General features: G+C 69.4%; 13 protein-coding genes. 8 read left to right on the top strand and 5 right to left on the bottom strand.

What is annotated here, in order from left to right; all coding sequences use genetic code 11:
• Positions 1 to 44: 44 nt before the first annotated feature.
• Complete coding sequence (locus ACQEU1_RS11645; protein ID WP_433199235.1) at positions 45 to 407, bottom strand: hypothetical protein; 363 nt, start codon at positions 405 to 407, stop codon at positions 45 to 47.
• A 46-nt stretch (positions 408 to 453) separates the two neighbouring features.
• Complete coding sequence (locus ACQEU1_RS11650; RefSeq protein WP_433199238.1) at positions 454 to 1,227, bottom strand: TetR/AcrR family transcriptional regulator; 774 nt, start codon at positions 1,225 to 1,227, stop codon at positions 454 to 456.
• Between the two features lie 78 nt (positions 1,228 to 1,305).
• Here ACQEU1_RS11650 and ACQEU1_RS11655 point away from each other — a divergent pair, with 78 nt between their 5' ends.
• Positions 1,306 to 3,564, top strand: coding sequence for an ATP-binding cassette domain-containing protein (locus tag ACQEU1_RS11655; protein ID WP_433199241.1), 2,259 nt, complete (start codon positions 1,306 to 1,308; stop codon positions 3,562 to 3,564).
• Entirely contained in the window at positions 3,561 to 4,343 is a 783-nt protein-coding gene (locus ACQEU1_RS11660) for a siderophore-interacting protein (protein ID WP_433199244.1), read from the top strand. Before ACQEU1_RS11655 ends, ACQEU1_RS11660 begins: the two co-directional genes overlap by 4 nt.
• On the opposite strand, the gene ACQEU1_RS11665 is transcribed toward ACQEU1_RS11660, so the two are convergent.
• Positions 4,333 to 5,340, bottom strand: coding sequence for a methyltransferase (locus tag ACQEU1_RS11665; RefSeq protein ID WP_433199247.1), 1,008 nt, complete (start codon positions 5,338 to 5,340; stop codon positions 4,333 to 4,335). The genes ACQEU1_RS11660 and ACQEU1_RS11665 overlap by 11 nt on opposite strands.
• Before the next feature lie 141 nt (positions 5,341 to 5,481).
• On the opposite strand from ACQEU1_RS11665, the gene ACQEU1_RS11670 reads away from it, so the two are divergent.
• From ACQEU1_RS11670 to ACQEU1_RS11690, 5 genes are read left to right on the top strand one after another with little or no spacing between them, the layout of a single operon-like run.
• The gene (locus ACQEU1_RS11670; protein ID WP_433199250.1) at positions 5,482 to 6,393 is read left to right on the top strand and encodes an ABC transporter permease; all 912 of its coding nucleotides are present in this window, start codon (positions 5,482 to 5,484) and stop codon (positions 6,391 to 6,393) included.
• Positions 6,390 to 7,376: an ABC transporter permease gene (locus tag ACQEU1_RS11675; RefSeq protein ID WP_433199253.1), complete on the top strand. Its 987-nt coding sequence runs from the start codon at positions 6,390 to 6,392 to the stop codon at positions 7,374 to 7,376. The genes ACQEU1_RS11670 and ACQEU1_RS11675 overlap by 4 nt, the downstream gene beginning before the upstream one ends.
• 14 nt (positions 7,377 to 7,390) lie before the next feature.
• On the top strand, positions 7,391 to 9,061 hold the full coding sequence (locus ACQEU1_RS11680) for an ABC transporter substrate-binding protein (protein WP_433199256.1): 1,671 nt from the start codon (positions 7,391 to 7,393) through the stop codon (positions 9,059 to 9,061).
• The gene (locus ACQEU1_RS11685; RefSeq protein WP_433199259.1) at positions 9,058 to 10,617 is read left to right on the top strand and encodes a dipeptide ABC transporter ATP-binding protein; all 1,560 of its coding nucleotides are present in this window, start codon (positions 9,058 to 9,060) and stop codon (positions 10,615 to 10,617) included. Before ACQEU1_RS11680 ends, ACQEU1_RS11685 begins: the two co-directional genes overlap by 4 nt.
• The gene (locus tag ACQEU1_RS11690) at positions 10,614 to 11,810 is read left to right on the top strand and encodes a D-arabinono-1,4-lactone oxidase (RefSeq protein WP_433199262.1); all 1,197 of its coding nucleotides are present in this window, start codon (positions 10,614 to 10,616) and stop codon (positions 11,808 to 11,810) included. The genes ACQEU1_RS11685 and ACQEU1_RS11690 overlap by 4 nt, the downstream gene beginning before the upstream one ends.
• Here the strand turns inward: ACQEU1_RS11690 and ACQEU1_RS11695 are convergent.
• Both ACQEU1_RS11695 and ACQEU1_RS11700 read right to left on the bottom strand, forming a co-directional pair.
• Positions 11,789 to 12,358, bottom strand: coding sequence for an SRPBCC family protein (locus tag ACQEU1_RS11695; RefSeq protein WP_433199265.1), 570 nt, complete (start codon positions 12,356 to 12,358; stop codon positions 11,789 to 11,791). The genes ACQEU1_RS11690 and ACQEU1_RS11695 overlap by 22 nt on opposite strands.
• Positions 12,351 to 12,857 carry an ArsR/SmtB family transcription factor gene (locus tag ACQEU1_RS11700; RefSeq protein ID WP_433199268.1) on the bottom strand — a complete coding sequence of 169 codons (507 nt, stop codon included), beginning with the start codon at positions 12,855 to 12,857 and terminating at the stop codon, positions 12,351 to 12,353. Before ACQEU1_RS11700 ends, ACQEU1_RS11695 begins: the two co-directional genes overlap by 8 nt.
• A 97-nt stretch (positions 12,858 to 12,954) precedes the next feature.
• Here ACQEU1_RS11700 and ACQEU1_RS11705 point away from each other — a divergent pair, with 97 nt between their 5' ends.
• Complete coding sequence (locus ACQEU1_RS11705) at positions 12,955 to 15,093, top strand: RICIN domain-containing protein (protein WP_433199271.1); 2,139 nt, start codon at positions 12,955 to 12,957, stop codon at positions 15,091 to 15,093.
• Positions 15,094 to 15,275 lie beyond the last annotated feature (182 nt).

A 15,275-nucleotide genomic window follows, 5' to 3' on the forward strand; every position in this document is an offset into this window, starting at 1 on the left:
TGCCGATCCCATCGGGAACTTGTGGGCGTCCGGTGAGGACGCTGTCACGGTTCTGCCACAACGACATGGCGCGCGAAGCCGGCGAAGCGGTCCGCCAACGGCCCGGTGCCGTCGCTCAGCTCACGCCACAGCTCGCGATGCCGGGGCAGCGCGGAACGGTCGTGCACCACCACGACGACCGCGCCCTGCCGCACCAGTTGCCGCGCCGAGATGTCGCTGGTGAGCACCAACGGCAGTGCGCCGACAAGGGTCCGTGGCGCGTGCACCACACCGATGAGGCCGTTCGCCTCGTACGTCATGGTCATCGTCGCGGGGCGGTGTTCTTCCTGCGCGGGGGCGGCCGCTGTGCTCGGTGCCGTCAGCACCAGGGCGCACACGACCGCGACTACAACTCTCCCGATCGCCATGGGCACGATCTCACCGAGCCCATGTGCCGTTCACGTCCGGGGTTTGTCACGGTTTTGCCACAGCGCCTTCGACACCGTCGAGAAGCACCTTCAACCCGCCGCGGAAGTTCTCCAGGGCGTCGTTCTCCAGATAGGACAACGATGGATCGACCGGGTCGCGGTCGCTCTCCAGCACGTGCAACATCGGGAACTTCTTCGCCAGGTCGGGCTCGATCTCCACCAGCACCGCCGACCGCGCGTACCACCACTCCTCGTCGCCCTCACCGGTCTCGCCACCGGCGGCCCGCGCCTCGGCGACGGTCTGGGCCGCGCCGCGCACGAAGTAGTTGAGGGCGCCGGTGATGCCGCGCAGCTGACGGCCGGGCAGCCCGGTGGTCACCAGGATCGCGGCGAGGGCCTCGATCACCGCGAACTCGTGCGGGCCGAGGACCGGCCGGGCCTGCGACACCTGGAGCACCCACGGGTGGCGGGCGTAGCACTCCCACAGGTCCTGCGCCCACCGCGTGACGGCCGCGCGCCAGCCGTCGTCGAGGGCGTACGAGGTGGGCAGCTCGGCCATGGCGCGGTCGTACATGAGGTCGACCAGCTCGTTCTTGCCCGGCACGTACGTGTAGAGCGCCATCGCGGTGCGGCCCAGCCGTTCGCCGACCGCGCGCATCGAGAACGCCATGCCCTGCTCGTCGGCCACCTCGATGGCCGCGTCCACGATCAGGTCCACGCTCAGGCCGGGCTTGCGGCCGGGTCGTCGCTCCGCCGCCGTCGCGCGCCAGAGCAGCTCGATGGACCGGCGCGGGTCACCCTGACCTGCGTAGACGACCACGGTTGCGACTCCTTACAACGTAAAGTAACCTCGACAGCCGCATACTTTACGGCATAAAGAATCAAATCCGGGGGAACTGTGAACGCTGTCGCCGACAGCCATGACCTGATCCAGGTGCGCGGAGCGAGGGAGAACAACCTCGCGGACGTGTCGCTCGACGTCCCCAAGCGCCGCCTGACCGTCTTCACCGGCGTGTCCGGCTCCGGCAAGTCCTCGCTGGTCTTCGGCACGATCGCGGCCGAGTCGCAGCGGATGATCAACGAGACCTACACCGCGTTCCTCCAGTCGTTCATGCCGTCCATCGGCAGGCCGGACGTGGACGCGCTGCACAACCTGAGCGCGGCGATCATCGTCGACCAGGAGCGAATGGGCGCGAACTCGCGGTCCACCGTCGGCACCGCGACCGACGCGCACACCATGCTGCGGATCGTCTTCAGCCGGCTCGGCGAACCGCACGTCGGCACGTCCGGCGCTTTCAGCTTCAACCTGCCGGACGGCATGTGCCCCGAGTGCGAGGGCCTCGGCAAGGTCACCACCATCGACGTGGACGCGATCGTCGACCGCACGAAGTCGTTGAACGACGGCGCGATCGACGCGCCCAACTACGGCGTCGGCACCTGGTACTGGCAGGTGCTCGCGAACTCCGGCCTCTACCCCGCCGACCAGCCTATCTCGACGTTCACCGAGCAGCAGCTGCACGACTTCCTCTACAAGCCCACGACGAAGCTGAACATCAACGGCACCAACGTCACCTACGACGGCCTGATCGCGAAGCTCCAGCGCACGGTCCTGTCGAAGGACCGCGAGTCGATGCAGCCGCACGCCCGCGCGTTCGTGGATCGCGCCGTCACGTTCACCACCTGCGGGCTCTGCCACGGCGCCCGCCTGAACGAGGCCGCACTCGGCTCGAAGATCCGCGGGCTGAACATCGCCGACTGCAGCGCGATGCAGATCAGCGACCTCGCGCGGTTCGTGCACTCCATCGACGACCCGTCCGTCGCGCCACTGCTCGCGACGCTGCGCGACACCCTCGACTCGCTGGTCAAGATCGGCCTCGGCTACCTGTCGCTCGACCGCGAGTCGGCCACGCTGTCCGGCGGCGAGTCGCAGCGCGTGAAGATGGTGCGCCACCTCGGTTCCTCGCTCACCGACATCACCTACGTCTTCGACGAACCGACCGTCGGCCTGCACCCGCACGACATCCAGCGCATGAACGACCTGCTGCTTCGGTTGCGGGACAAGGGCAACACCGTCCTGGTCGTCGAACACAAGCCGGAGACCATCGAGATCGCCGACCACGTCGTCGACCTCGGCCCCGGCGCGGGCGTGAACGGCGGCCACGTCTGCTACACCGGCGACGTCGCGGGCCTGCGCACGTCCGGCACGCTCACCGGCCGCCACCTCGACCACCGGGCCAAGCTGCGCCCGGAGTTCCGCTCCCCCAACGGTTTCCTGCCGATCAGCGGGGCCAGCACCAACAACCTCAAGGACGTCTCGGTCGACCTGCCGCTCGGCGTGCTGACCGTCGTCACCGGCGTCGCGGGCTCCGGCAAGTCCTCGCTCATCCACGGCTCGTTGCGCGGCCGCCCGGACGTCGTCACGGTCGACCAGTCCCCCATCCGCGGCTCGCGCCGGTCCAACCCCGCCACCTACACCGGCCTGCTCGACTCGGTCCGCACCGCGTTCGCCAAGGCCAACGGCGTCAAGGCCGCGTTGTTCAGCGCCAACTCCGAAGGCGCCTGCGAGAACTGCAAGGGCATCGGCCTCGTCTACACCGACCTCGCCATGATGGCGGGCGTCGCCACCGTCTGCGAGAAGTGCGAGGGCAAGCGCTTCACCCCCGAGGTGCTGCGCTACACATTGCGGGGCAAGAACATCAGCGAGGTGCTCGGCATGTCCGTCGCCGACGCCCGCGACTTCTTCCCGTCCGGCCAGGCGCACGCGGTGCTGAGCCGCCTGCACGACGTCGGCCTGTCCTACCTCTCGCTCGGCCAGCCGCTCACCACGTTGTCCGGCGGCGAACGGCAACGCCTCAAGCTCGCCATCCACATGGCCGAGAAGGCGTCGACCTACATGCTCGACGAACCCACGTCCGGCCTGCACCTCGCCGACGTCGACCAGCTCCTCGGCCTGCTGGACCAGCTGATCGACGCCGGCAACACCGTCATCGTGATCGAGCACCACCTCGCCGTCATGGCCCACGCCGACTGGATCGTCGACCTGGGTCCCGGCGCCGGCCACGACGGCGGCCGAGTGGTCTTCTCGGGCACGCCTGGAGACCTCGTGTCCACTTCGGACACCCTCACCGCCCGGCACCTGAAGGAGTACCTGTCATGAGCCTGCTGACGGTGACCTCGGTCGTCCCGCTCACCCCGCGGATGACCAGGATGACGTTCACCGGCCCCGGCCTGGACGAGGTCGGCACGTGGCCGGACCAGCAGCTCAAGCTGCTCTTCCCCAAGCCAGGCCACTCGCCGCACGTCTCGGACGCACCCGACGTCGGCACCTGGTACCAGGCCTACCTGGCCCTGCCCGAGGACGAACGGCCGTGGATGCGCAGCTTCACGGTCCGGTCGTTGGCCGACGATGTGCTGACGATCGACTTCGTGCTGCACGGCGACAACGGCCCGGCCTCGCGGTGGGCGGCACGGGCCCAGGTCGGCGACGTCCTCGGCCGGTTCGGCCCGTCGCCCGACTACGCCCGCCCGCTCGGCGAGGCCGGTCTGCTGGTGTTCGCGGGCGACGAGACGGCGTTGCCCGCCATCGCCTCCCTGCTCGAACTCCTGCCCGCCGCACAGCAACGGCTGGTGTTCGTCGAGGTCGCCGATCCACTGGAGGAGCAGGACGTCCCCGGCGTGCGATGGGTCCACCGCAGCGCCGGGGAGGACCTGGTCTCGGTCGTGACGGCGCAGGACGTCCCCGCGGACACCTGGGTGTGGCTCGGCGGCGAGGCCTCCGCGGTGCGCGCGCTGCGCAGGCACTTCGTCGGCCTCGGGGTGTCCAAGAAGGACATCGAGTTCGCCGGCTACTGGCGGCGGAGGCTCACCCAGGACGACGCCCCGACCACCGACGACCTCGCCGAGGCGCAGGAACGGATCGCCGCCCTCAGCGAGTGAACTCCAGCAGGCCGCGCCCGCTCACCCGAGTCACGGACTCCAGCCGGAGTCCGTGACTCGCGGCCATCCGTTCGAGGTCGGGGAGCCCTCGGTCCCGCCCGCCGAAGTGCACGAGCATGACGAGGTCGAACTCGGTGCTCTCGCCGAGGGACTCCACGACGAGAACCCTGGTGCCCTGGGCACAGCGCGCCAGGATCTCGTGCGCCTTCTCGTCGTCCCAGTTGTGCAGGACGTCGACCAGCAGGTACGTGTCCCCGGCGGGCAGCGGGTCGAAGAAGCTGCCCCCGGTCACCTCGGCGTCGAGTCCCCGTTCGCGGAACATCTCCGCGGCTCCCTCGACCGTCTCCGCCAGGTCGACCAGGTGGCCGCGCATCCCGGGGTTCGCCTGGAGGATCGCAGCGAGCGTCTGGCCGTTCCCGCCTCCGACGTCGACGAGCGTGCCGAACCGCGACCAGTCGACCGCCGCCACCAACTGCGGGATCCAGGTGGCCATGCGGTGGTTCATCTGCCGGTCGAACGCGCCGCGCAGGTCCGGCTTCTCAGCCAGGTCGGCCCAGAAACCCCGGCCGTACCGGGCCTCGTAGGCCGCCTCGCCGGTGCGGACGCTGTGCAGCAGGTCCGCGAACGCGAGGTCGGCGCGGCCCGCCGGGGAGTCCTGGTGCAGGAAGCCGTGCAGGCCGTTGCCCGCGTCCGCGCCGAGAAGGGCGCCGAAGTCGGTGGTGCGGTAGCCGGCGGCTGTTCTCTCGGTCACGCCGAGAGCGGTGAGATGGGCCAGGAGGAGCGCCAGGGCCTGCTCGTCCACGCCCAGTTCGGCGGCGAGCGCGGTCACCGTGGCGGCACTCCCGGCCGCGTCCTCCCCGACCGCCCCGCCGTCCCTCAGCCGGTCCGGCAAACCCAAGGTCACGGCCACTCTGAGCACCATCGGCGTGACCAACCCGGACATCCGTCGAAGCGCTTGTACGTCGTTCTCGGTCCCCATGTAGATCAACCCTGCCACCACCGGCAATCTAATTTCGATCAACACTGAAGCAATAGTGTTAACACGGTCTCAGCCAGTGGACGTGGACGATTCCGCCACCTGATCGGCCTACTGTCTCGCCGCGTCAGATCAACACGGTCGAAGAAGCAGGTCACGCAGTTGTCCACTCCCGTCGCGCGGTCGGTGCCCGCCGCGATCCGCTCGGTGCTCGCCCGCGACCGCTGGGCGCTCACCGGCACGGTCACCGTCGTGGTGATCGGCCTGGTCGCGATCTTCGCGGACGCCCTCACCGCCATCGAGGGCCACGACCCGTACACCTACGACGCGACCGCGCTCGACCCCGCGACCGGACTGCCCGCGGGCTCGTTCGGCGGGATCAGCGCCGAGCACTGGTTCGGCGTCGAGCCGCTGACCGGGCGCGACCTGTTCGCAATCGTCGTGCACGGCGCGCGCACGTCGTTCCTGATCGGCCTCGCGGCGACGGTGGTGTCGATCGTGCTGGGGCTGCTGATCGGCGCGGCGGCGGGCTACCTCGGCGGCTGGGCGGACCGGGTCATCACCTGGACCGCCGACGTGTTCCTGGGCTTCCCGTACCTGGTGTTCATGATCGCCCTGGGCGCGGTGGTGCCGGCCGAGTTCCCCCGAGCTCTGCTGCTGATCGTGGTGATCGGGTTCTTCGGCTGGCCGTCGACCGCGCGGATCGTGCGCGCGCAGGTGCTCACGTTGAAGGAACGCAACTTCGTGAAGGCCGCACGGGTGCTCGGCGCGTCGCCGTGGCAGATCCTCCGCACCGAGCTGCTGCCGAACCTCTGGGGTCCCGTGCTGGTCATGGCAACGTTGTCAGTGCCCGGCAAGATCGGGCTGGAGGCCGCGCTGTCGTTCCTGGGCGTCGGCGTGCTGCCGCCCACGCCGAGCTGGGGCCGTTCGATCAGCGCCGCCATCGACTGGGTGCGGGTCGACCCGATGTACCTGCTGATCCCCGGGCTCGCGTTGTTCGCGGTCACGTGGGGTTTCAACGCGTTGGGCGACGGCCTGCGCGACGCGCTCGACCCGAGGTCGGTGCGGCGATGAGGTACGCGCTCACCCGGCTCGGCGGCATGGTGCTCGTGCTGCTGATCGTCGCCTTCTGCACGTTCGTCGTGTTCTACCTGGTGCCGTCGGATCCGGCTTTGCTGGCGTGCGGCAAGCCGTGCACGCCGGAGAACCTCGCGTTGGCGCGGGAGTTCATGGGCTTCGACGAACCGTGGTGGCAGCAGTTCCTCACGTTCCTCGGCGGGATCTTCACCGGGCGGACGTTCGGCACCGGCGCGACCGCGATCCACTGCGCCGCACCGTGCTTCGGCTACTCGTTCCGGCAGAACACCGACGTGCTGGAGCTGATCGGCGACCGGCTGCCGGTGACGTTCTCGCTCGCGATCGGCGCCGCGGTCCTGTGGGTCGGCGCGGGCGTCGCGATCGGCGTGCTCGCCGCGCTGCGCAAGGACACCTGGTTCGACCGGGTCGCGCTGGCCGGATCGGTGATCGGCGTGTCCGCGCCGGTGTACCTGGTGGGGCTGCTCGGGATTCTCGTGCTGGGCTTCCAGCTCGACGTCGTGCCGGTCGGCAACTACACCGCGTTCGCCGACGACCCGGTGCGGTGGGCGTGGGGGCTGGTGCTGCCGTGGTGCGTGCTGGCGTTCGCGCACGGCGCCCACTACGTGAAGCTCACCCGCTCGCAGATGCTCGAGACGATGTCCGAGGACTTCATCCGCACCGCCCGCGCGAAGGGCGTGCCGGAGCGGACCGTCGTCGGGAAACACGCGCTGCGCAACGTGTTGCTGCCCGTCGTGACGCTGACCGGCATCGAGTTCGGCTCGTTGCTGGGCGGCGCGGTGATCACCGAACGGGTGTTCAGCCTGCCCGGCCTGGGCGGCCTGCTGATCGAGGCGGTCCACAACCGGGACCTGCCGACGTTGCTCGGCTGCACCCTGTTCGCCGGTTTTCTCGTAGTCGTCGCCAACGCCGTCGTCGACCTGTCCTACGGCGTGCTCGATCCCCGAGCACGACTCACCTGAGGGAGGAAAGTCCGTTGTCCAGCAAGAAACTCCTTGCGGTCGTTCTCGTCGGTGCCCTGGGGGCCGCCGCCTGTGGCGCGAACGACCAGCAGCCCTCCGGTGACGCGGCGGCCAAGCCCGGCAAGGGCGGGACGCTGCGCGTGCTGTCCGAGTCGCGCACGCTGAACTTCGACCCGGCCAAGTCGCAGAGTCTCGCGATCACGACCCTGGGCCTCGTGCACCGCAGACTGACCGGCTGGCAGAACTCCGTCGGACAGCCAGCGAAGGTCGTGCCCGACCTCGGCGACACCGGCAAGACCACCGACGGCGGCAGGACCTGGACGTTCGTGCTCCAGGACGGCCTGAAGTTCAGCGACGGCACGCCGATCACCTCCGCGGACGTGAAGTGGGGCGTCGAGCGCTCGTTCGCGCCGGCGTTCGGTGGCGGCCTCGGCTACCACAAGGACCTGCTCGGCGGCGCCGGCTACCAGGGTCCGTTCGAGGGCAAGGAGCTCGACTCGATCGAGACGCCCGACGCGAAGACGATCACGTTCAAGCTCACCCGCCCGTACGGCGACTGGCCGTGGATCGCCTCGACGCCCGCGTTCGCGCCGGTGCCGAAGGGCAAGGGCGCCGAGCCCGACTACCAGGAACACGCGATCGCCTCGGGTCCGTACCAGATCCAGACCTACACCAAGGGCGTCGAGGTCAAGCTCTCCCGCAACCCGAACTGGGACGGCGCGAAGGACCAGGTGCGCGCGGGCCTGCCCGACGAGGTCGTGTTCCAGCTCGGTCAGGACGCCTCGGTCGTGTCGCAGCGCCTCGCGGCGGACTCCGGTGACGACAGGTTCGCGTTCGGCGCGTCGTTCGCCTCACCGGCCCAGCTCGCGCAGCTGCAGGCCAACGCCTCGGCGAAGTCGCGGGTCGTGACGTCGAAGTCGGGCGCGGTCGCCTACCTCGCGCTCAACACGCAGAAGGCGCCGCTGAACAACGTCAAGGTGCGCCAGGCGTTCCAGTACGCGGTGAACAAGTCCGCGTACCAGATCGCCTCCGCCGGCACGGCCGCGCTGGCCGGTGACGCCGCCACCACGTTGATCACGCAGGGCATCGAGGGCCGCGAGCAGTTCGACCTCTACCCCTCGAAGCCCGAGGGCGACCCGGACAAGGCGAAGGCGCTGCTCGCCGAGGCGGGCTTCCCGAACGGCCTGGAGAACCTCTCCTTGGTGCTGAACAAGTCCAACAACCAGACCGAGAAGGCCGAGGCCATCCAGGCCGCACTGGCCAGGGCGAACATCAAGGTCACCCTGCGCACGCTGGAGGCCGACGCGTTCGAGACCGAGACGAACCTCGCGGAGAACCCGGCCTACGACCTCACGTTGTCGTCGTGGCAGCCGGACTTCCCCAGCGCCAACGCGAACATCCAGCCGTTGTTCGCCACCTCGGAGATCGGCAAGGGCGGCTACAACATCTCGCGGTACTCGAACCCCGAGGTGGACCAGCTGATCGAGGCGGCGCAGTCCACTGTGGACCCGGCGGAGGCCGGTAGGAAGTGGGCCGCGATCGACAAGCGGATCCTCGAGGACTCGCCGGTCGTGCCGTTGATCTACACGCGCAACTCGTTCATCCACGGCTCGAAGGTCGGCAACTTCTTCATCGCCGACTTCCCCGCCTACCCGAACTACCTGCAGGTGGGTATCTCGAAGTGAGTGCACTGCTGTCCGTCGAGAACGTCTCGGTGGACTTCGGCACCGGCTCCCCGGCGGTCAGCGAGGTCTCGTTCGCGCTGACCGCCGGGGAGGTCCTCGCCGTGGTCGGCGAGTCGGGCTCTGGCAAGACCGTGACGGCGATGTCGTTGCTGGGGTTGCTGCCCGCGACGGCCTCGGTGTCGGGACGGGCCGTGCTGAACGGCCGCGACCTGTACTCGTTGACCGCCGAGGAGCTGCGTTCCGTGCGGGGCAACGAGGCGGGCATGGTGTTCCAGGAGCCCATGAGCGCGCTGAACCCCGTCTTCACCGTCGGCAGCCAGATCGTCGAGGCCGTGCGGGTGCACCGGGCGGTCTCGCGGACGGCAGCCCGTGCGCGGGCGGTCGAGCTGCTGGAACTGGTCGGGCTGCCGCCGGAACACTTCGGGGCGTACCCGCACGAGATGTCCGGCGGTCAGCTGCAACGCGTGGTGATCGCGATGGCGGTGGCCAACGAGCCGTCGTTGCTGATCGCCGACGAGCCGACGACCGCGCTCGACGTGACGGTGCAGGCCGAGGTCCTCGGACTGCTGCGGGACCTGCGCGACCGGCTAGGGGTGGCGATCCTGCTGATCACGCACGACATGGGCGTGGTCGCGGACCTGGCCGACCGGGTCGTGGTGATGAACGCCGGGCGGGTCGTGGAAACCGGACCGGTGAGCCAGGTCTTCCGGGAGCCGGCGCGGGAGTACACGCGGACGCTGCTCGACTCGGTGCTGCGCCTCGACCGCGGCACCGCCGAGGAACCCGCACCGGGATCGCCGACCTCCCCTCTCGCGGACACCGACCCGGTGCTCCGGCTCTCCGGCGTGTCCGTCACCTACGGCAAGTTCCGCGCCGTCTCCGGCGTGACCCTCGCCATCGGGCGGGGCGAGACCCTCGGCCTCGTCGGCGAGTCCGGCTCCGGCAAGTCCTCCCTGGCGGGCGCGGTCACCGGCCTCACCCGCTACACCGGCCGGATCACGGTGGCCGGCCGGGAGGTCGCCGGCCTGCGCAAGGCGGACCGCGGCCGCATCGGGCTCGTGTTCCAGGACCCGCTGTCGTCGCTCAACCCGCGCGCCACGATCGCCCGGTCGATCGCGCAGCCTCTCGTGCTGCACACCCGTACCCGCGGCCGGGAACTGGCCGCGAAGGTCGACGAGCTGCTCGACGCCGTGCAACTGTCGAGGGAGTTGCGCGACCGCTACCCGCACGAGCTGTCCGGCGGGCAACGCCAGCGGGTCGGCATCGCCCGTGCCATCGCGCTCGGCCCCGACCTGCTGGTCGCCGACGAACCGACGTCCGCGCTGGACGTGACGGTGCAGGCCAGGGTGTTGGAGCTGTTCCAATCGCTGCAGCGCGACCTGCGGTTCGCGTGCCTGTTCATCAGCCACGACCTGGCGGTCGTCGGGCACCTCGCCGACCGCGTCGCGGTGCTGCACCGGGGCGTCGTCGTCGAGGAGGGCACGGAGGTGTTCGCCGCGCCGCAGGACCCTTACACGCAACGTTTGCTGGCGTCGGCGCTTACCGTGTCCGTATGAGCACCAACTGGGCTGGCAACGTCACGTTCTCCTCGGCCCAGGTCGTCAGCCCGGCGACGGCCGACGACCTGCGTGCGATCGTGCGCGGTTCATCGGCCGTGCACGTCCTCGGCTCGGGGCACTCGTTCAGCACGATCGCCGACACGACCGGCGCGCTGGTGTCGCTGGCGGCGATGCCGGAGGTCTTCGAGGTGTCCGGCCACGCGGTCCGGGTGAGCGCCGGGATGACGCTGGCCTCCCTGGCGGTGCGGCTGGAGGCGGAGGGGCTCGCCCTGCACACGATGCCGTCTTTGCCGCACATCACGGTGGCCGGCGCGATCGCCACGGCGACGCACGGCTCGGGGTCGCGGTCGCTCGCGGGCGCGGTGCGGTCGGTCGAGGTGCTGCGCGGGGACGGGTCGGTCGTCGAGCTCACGTCCGCGGGCGCGCCGGTGTCGATGGGCGGGCTGGGCGTCGTCACGACCGTGACGCTGGACGTGGAGCCGTCGTTCCAGGTCGCCCAGACGGTCTACGAGGACGTCGCGTGGACGACGTTGCTGGTGCAGATGGAGCAGATCTTCGGCGGCGCGTACAGCGTGAGCGCGTTCGTCGACTGGCAGGGCGGTGCGACGATCTTCGCGAAGCACCGCGTGGGCGAGCCGGAGTTCCGGTTCCCCGGCCACGCCGCGACCGAGCCCGTGCACCCGGTGCCCGGCCAGCCCGGTTCGCGCTGCACGGTGCAGGGCGGCGTGCCCGGCCCGTGGCACGAGCGGCTGCCGCACTTCCGGGCCGAGTTCACGCCGTCGGTCGGCGAGGAGCTGCAGACCGAGTACTTCGTGCCCCGCACCCGCGCGGTGACGGCGTTGCGGGCGCTGGCGGAGATGTCCACGGTGATCTCACCGCTGGTGCAGGCCTGCGAGATCCGCACGGTCGACGAGGAACCGCAGTGGCTCTCCCCCGCCTACGACCGGGACAGCGTCGCGATCCACTTCACCTGGGTGCCGGACACGCGGGAGGTGCTGCGGCTGCTGCCCCGCCTCGAGGAGGCGATCGCGCCGCGGCCGCACTGGGGCAAGCTCTTCACCGTGCCGCCGGCGTTGCTGGCCGCGCGCTACCCGCAGTGGGACGCCTTCCGGTCGTTGCTGCGCGAGCACGACCCGAAAGGCGTCTTCCGCAACGAGTTCCTGACCCGCTACTTCGGCCCGGCGGCCTGAGCCCGGATCGCCTCCAGCTCGTCGTCGGACTTCCCGTAGGTCGTCACGACCGTCATCTGGTGGCTGGTGATCACCAGTCCCGGCCCGAACTCCTCGACCACGACGCCGTGCTGGTGCGCCGACTCGAAGAACGGCTTGCCGCTCACGCCGAGGTCGACCGGGTGCGGCCAGAAGAGCGTGCGGCGCTTTTCGCCGGGGTGGTACTCGTGCGCGAACTTCAGCTGGTGCAGGAACGTGATCCAGCCTTCGGTGATGTCGTCGTAGTACGCGTCCCACTCGGGCGTGGTGCCCTTGGGCGCGCGGGTGAGCTCGACGTGCGTGCCCTCGGGGACCGGGGTCAGCTCGAACGTGTCGTGGCCGTGCATGACCAGCGTGGTGTCACCGGTCTCCACGGCGTTCTGGAAGTAGATGTGGTCGATCTCGGCGTCGAGCTCCGGGATGTCCCAGCCGTGCCAGTGGCGCAGCTTCTCCTTGTCCCGGAACGACTCCCACACCTGCTCGACCGGCGCGGCCACGGTGATCTCGATCCGGACGCCTTCGTCACTCATCTGCTACTCCGGGGTGGCCCATCGCGACCACCCGGTACGGGCGGCCTGTCTCGGTGTCGTACTTCAACGCGATCTGCCGCACCGCTTCGGCCAGGTCGCTGGTGAACTCGTGGACGTCGCCGGGCGCGCCGAAGCGGACCGTCGTCTCCACGGTGAACGTGAGCAAGCGCTTTCCCGCGTCGGCGGCGGCGCCCGACATCCGTTCGACGTCGCGAGCCGTGTCCTCGGCGACCGACACCAGATGCGTTGCGGCGAACTGGTCCTGGACGTCCGCGGCGATCTCCCGGCCCGGCCGTGCGCGCAGGACGCGCTCGACGCACCCGCGCCGTTGCCGTTCCTCCACCAGCTCGACGAGTCCTGCCTGTTCCAGGGCTCTGACGTGGTAGTTCACCCGCTGCCGCGGCAGCTCCAGCGCCGCCGCGAGCTGGGTCGCCGAGGCAGGCGATTTCAGCAGCTCCAGCAACGATCGGCGCAACGGCGACAGCTCCACGCGTAGCACAGTCTCATTGGACAAAATCGTCTGTCAATACCGGAACGGGACCGGAAACGGTTAGGTTCGTTGACGGTTGCAACAAACCACCCCCACCCTGTGACCCGTGAGAACCCCCCTGCTGGTGGCAGCGTTGGCAGCAGCGGCGATCGTTCCTGTGTGGACGGTCGCGGCGCAGGCCGACGTGGTGCCCGGAACCGCTTATCAAGTGACGAACGTCGGCAGCGGAAAGTGCGTGGAGTCGCTGGGAACGGCCAACGGCGCACAGCTCCGCCAACAAGGATGCTCGGGACAGACCTGGACCTTCACGGCCACGAGCGACGGCTACTACACCGTCGGCCAGGGCCAGGTCTGGGACGTCTCGAACGTCTCGACCGCGGACAACGCGGCTGTCCACATGTGGCAGTCGTTCAACGCGAACAACCAGCAATGGCGTCCTGAACAGGTCGGCACGGACACCTACCGGTTCGTGAACCGCAACAGCGCCAAGTGCCTCGACGTGCCCGGCGCGTCGACGCAGGACGTCCAGTTGGTCCAGTACACCTGCAACGGGACCAACGCGCAGCTCTTCCGCCTGTCCGGCGGCGGCCCGCAGCAGCCGGGCAACCCGGACTTCGGCCCGAACGTGCTGATCTTCGACCCGTCGATGCCGGCGGCGACGATCCAGGCGCGCCTGAACGACGTGTTCCGGCAGCAGGAAGAGGGCCAGTACGACGCCCGCCGGTACGCGATCATGTTCAAGCCGGGCAACTACAACGTCGACGTCAACATCGGCTTCTTCACCCAGGTCCTCGGCCTGGGCATGCTGCCGGACGGCGTGACGATCAACGGCCAGGTCCACGTCGAGGCCGACTGGTTCCAGGGCAACGCCACGCACAACTTCTGGCGCGGCGCCGAGAACCTGGCCATCCGCCCGCCGTCGGGGACCAACACCTGGGCGGTCTCGCAGGCGTCGGCCATGCGCCGCACCAAGACCTACGGCAACATGCAGCTCGACGACAACGGCTGGTCGAGCGGCGGCTTCCTCGCCGACTCGGTCGTGACCGGTCAGGTCCGTTCGGGCTCGCAGCAGCAGTGGCTGTCCCGCAACACCGAGTGGGGCTCCTGGACGGGCGAGAACTGGAACATGGTCTTCGTGGGCGCGCGCAACGCACCCCAGACCTCGTTCCCGGAACCCCCGTACACCACCGTCGCGCAAACCCCTGTCGTGCGTGAGAAGCCGTTCCTGAACGTCGACGGCAGCGGCAACTACAACGTCTTCGTCCCCGCGCTCCGCTCGAACTCGAGCGGCACCACCTGGGCGTCCGGCACCCAGCAGGGCACGAACATCCCGTTGTCGCAGTTCTACATCGCCAAGCCGGGCACCTCGGCCGCGACGATGAACGCGCAGCTCGCCGCGGGCAAGCACCTGATCCTCACCCCGGGCATCCACCAGGTGTCCGAGCCGATCCGCGTGACCCGCCCCGACACCGTCGTGATGGGCCTCGGCCTCGCCACTGTCATGCCCACCAACGGCAACATGGCCCTCGACGTGGCCGATGTGGACGGTGTGAAGATCGCGGGCCTGCTGATCGACGCGGCCCCGACCAACTCGCCGCTGCTGGCCCAGATCGGCGCACCGGGCAGCAACGCCAACCACTCGGCCAACCCGACCTCTCTGCACGACTTCTACGTCCGCATCGGAGGCTCGGCGGTCGGCCGCGCCACGAACTCGCTCGTCGTCAACAGCCACAACGTGATCGGCGACCACCTCTGGCTCTGGCGAGGCGACCACTCCATCGGCGTCGGCTGGGACCTCAACACGGCCGACACGGGCCTCATCGTCAACGGCAACAACGTGACGATGTACGGCCTCTTCGTGGAGCACTACCAGAAGTACCAGACCATCTGGAACGGCCAAGGCGGCCGGACGTACTTCTACCAGAACGAAATGCCCTACGAAGCCCCCAACCAGCAAGCCTGGATGAACGGCTCCACCAGGGGCTACGCGGCCTACAAGGTGGCGAACAACGTCACCTCCCACGAGGCGTGGGGCCTGGGCAGCTACATCTTCATGCGCTTCAACGCCTCCGTGACGGCGGACCGCGCCTTCGAGATCCCGAACACCCCTGGCGTGAAGCTGCACAGCATGGTGACCGTCTCCCTGGGAGGCAACGGCACCATCCAGCGGATCGTCAACAACGCGGGCGGCACGGCCACGGCAGGCTCGACCGAGGCCTACCTGGCGCACTACCCGAACCCGTGATGCCGCAAGGCTGACGGTTCAGTCCCGTCCCCTTGTCCCGGCCGCGAGGCCGGGGCAGGGGGATTTCTGTGCCACGGAACAAACGGAGGCAGGCTGACGCAGGGGTCCCCTTCGAACCAAGCTCCCCCGCGACCCAACGTACCGAGAGGGTCTGACAGTCCGCAGCCGCCAACGCAGGCCGA

The organism is Lentzea sp. CA-135723 (assembly GCF_050936595.1).
Classification (GTDB): Bacteria; Actinomycetota; Actinomycetes; order Mycobacteriales; family Pseudonocardiaceae; genus Lentzea.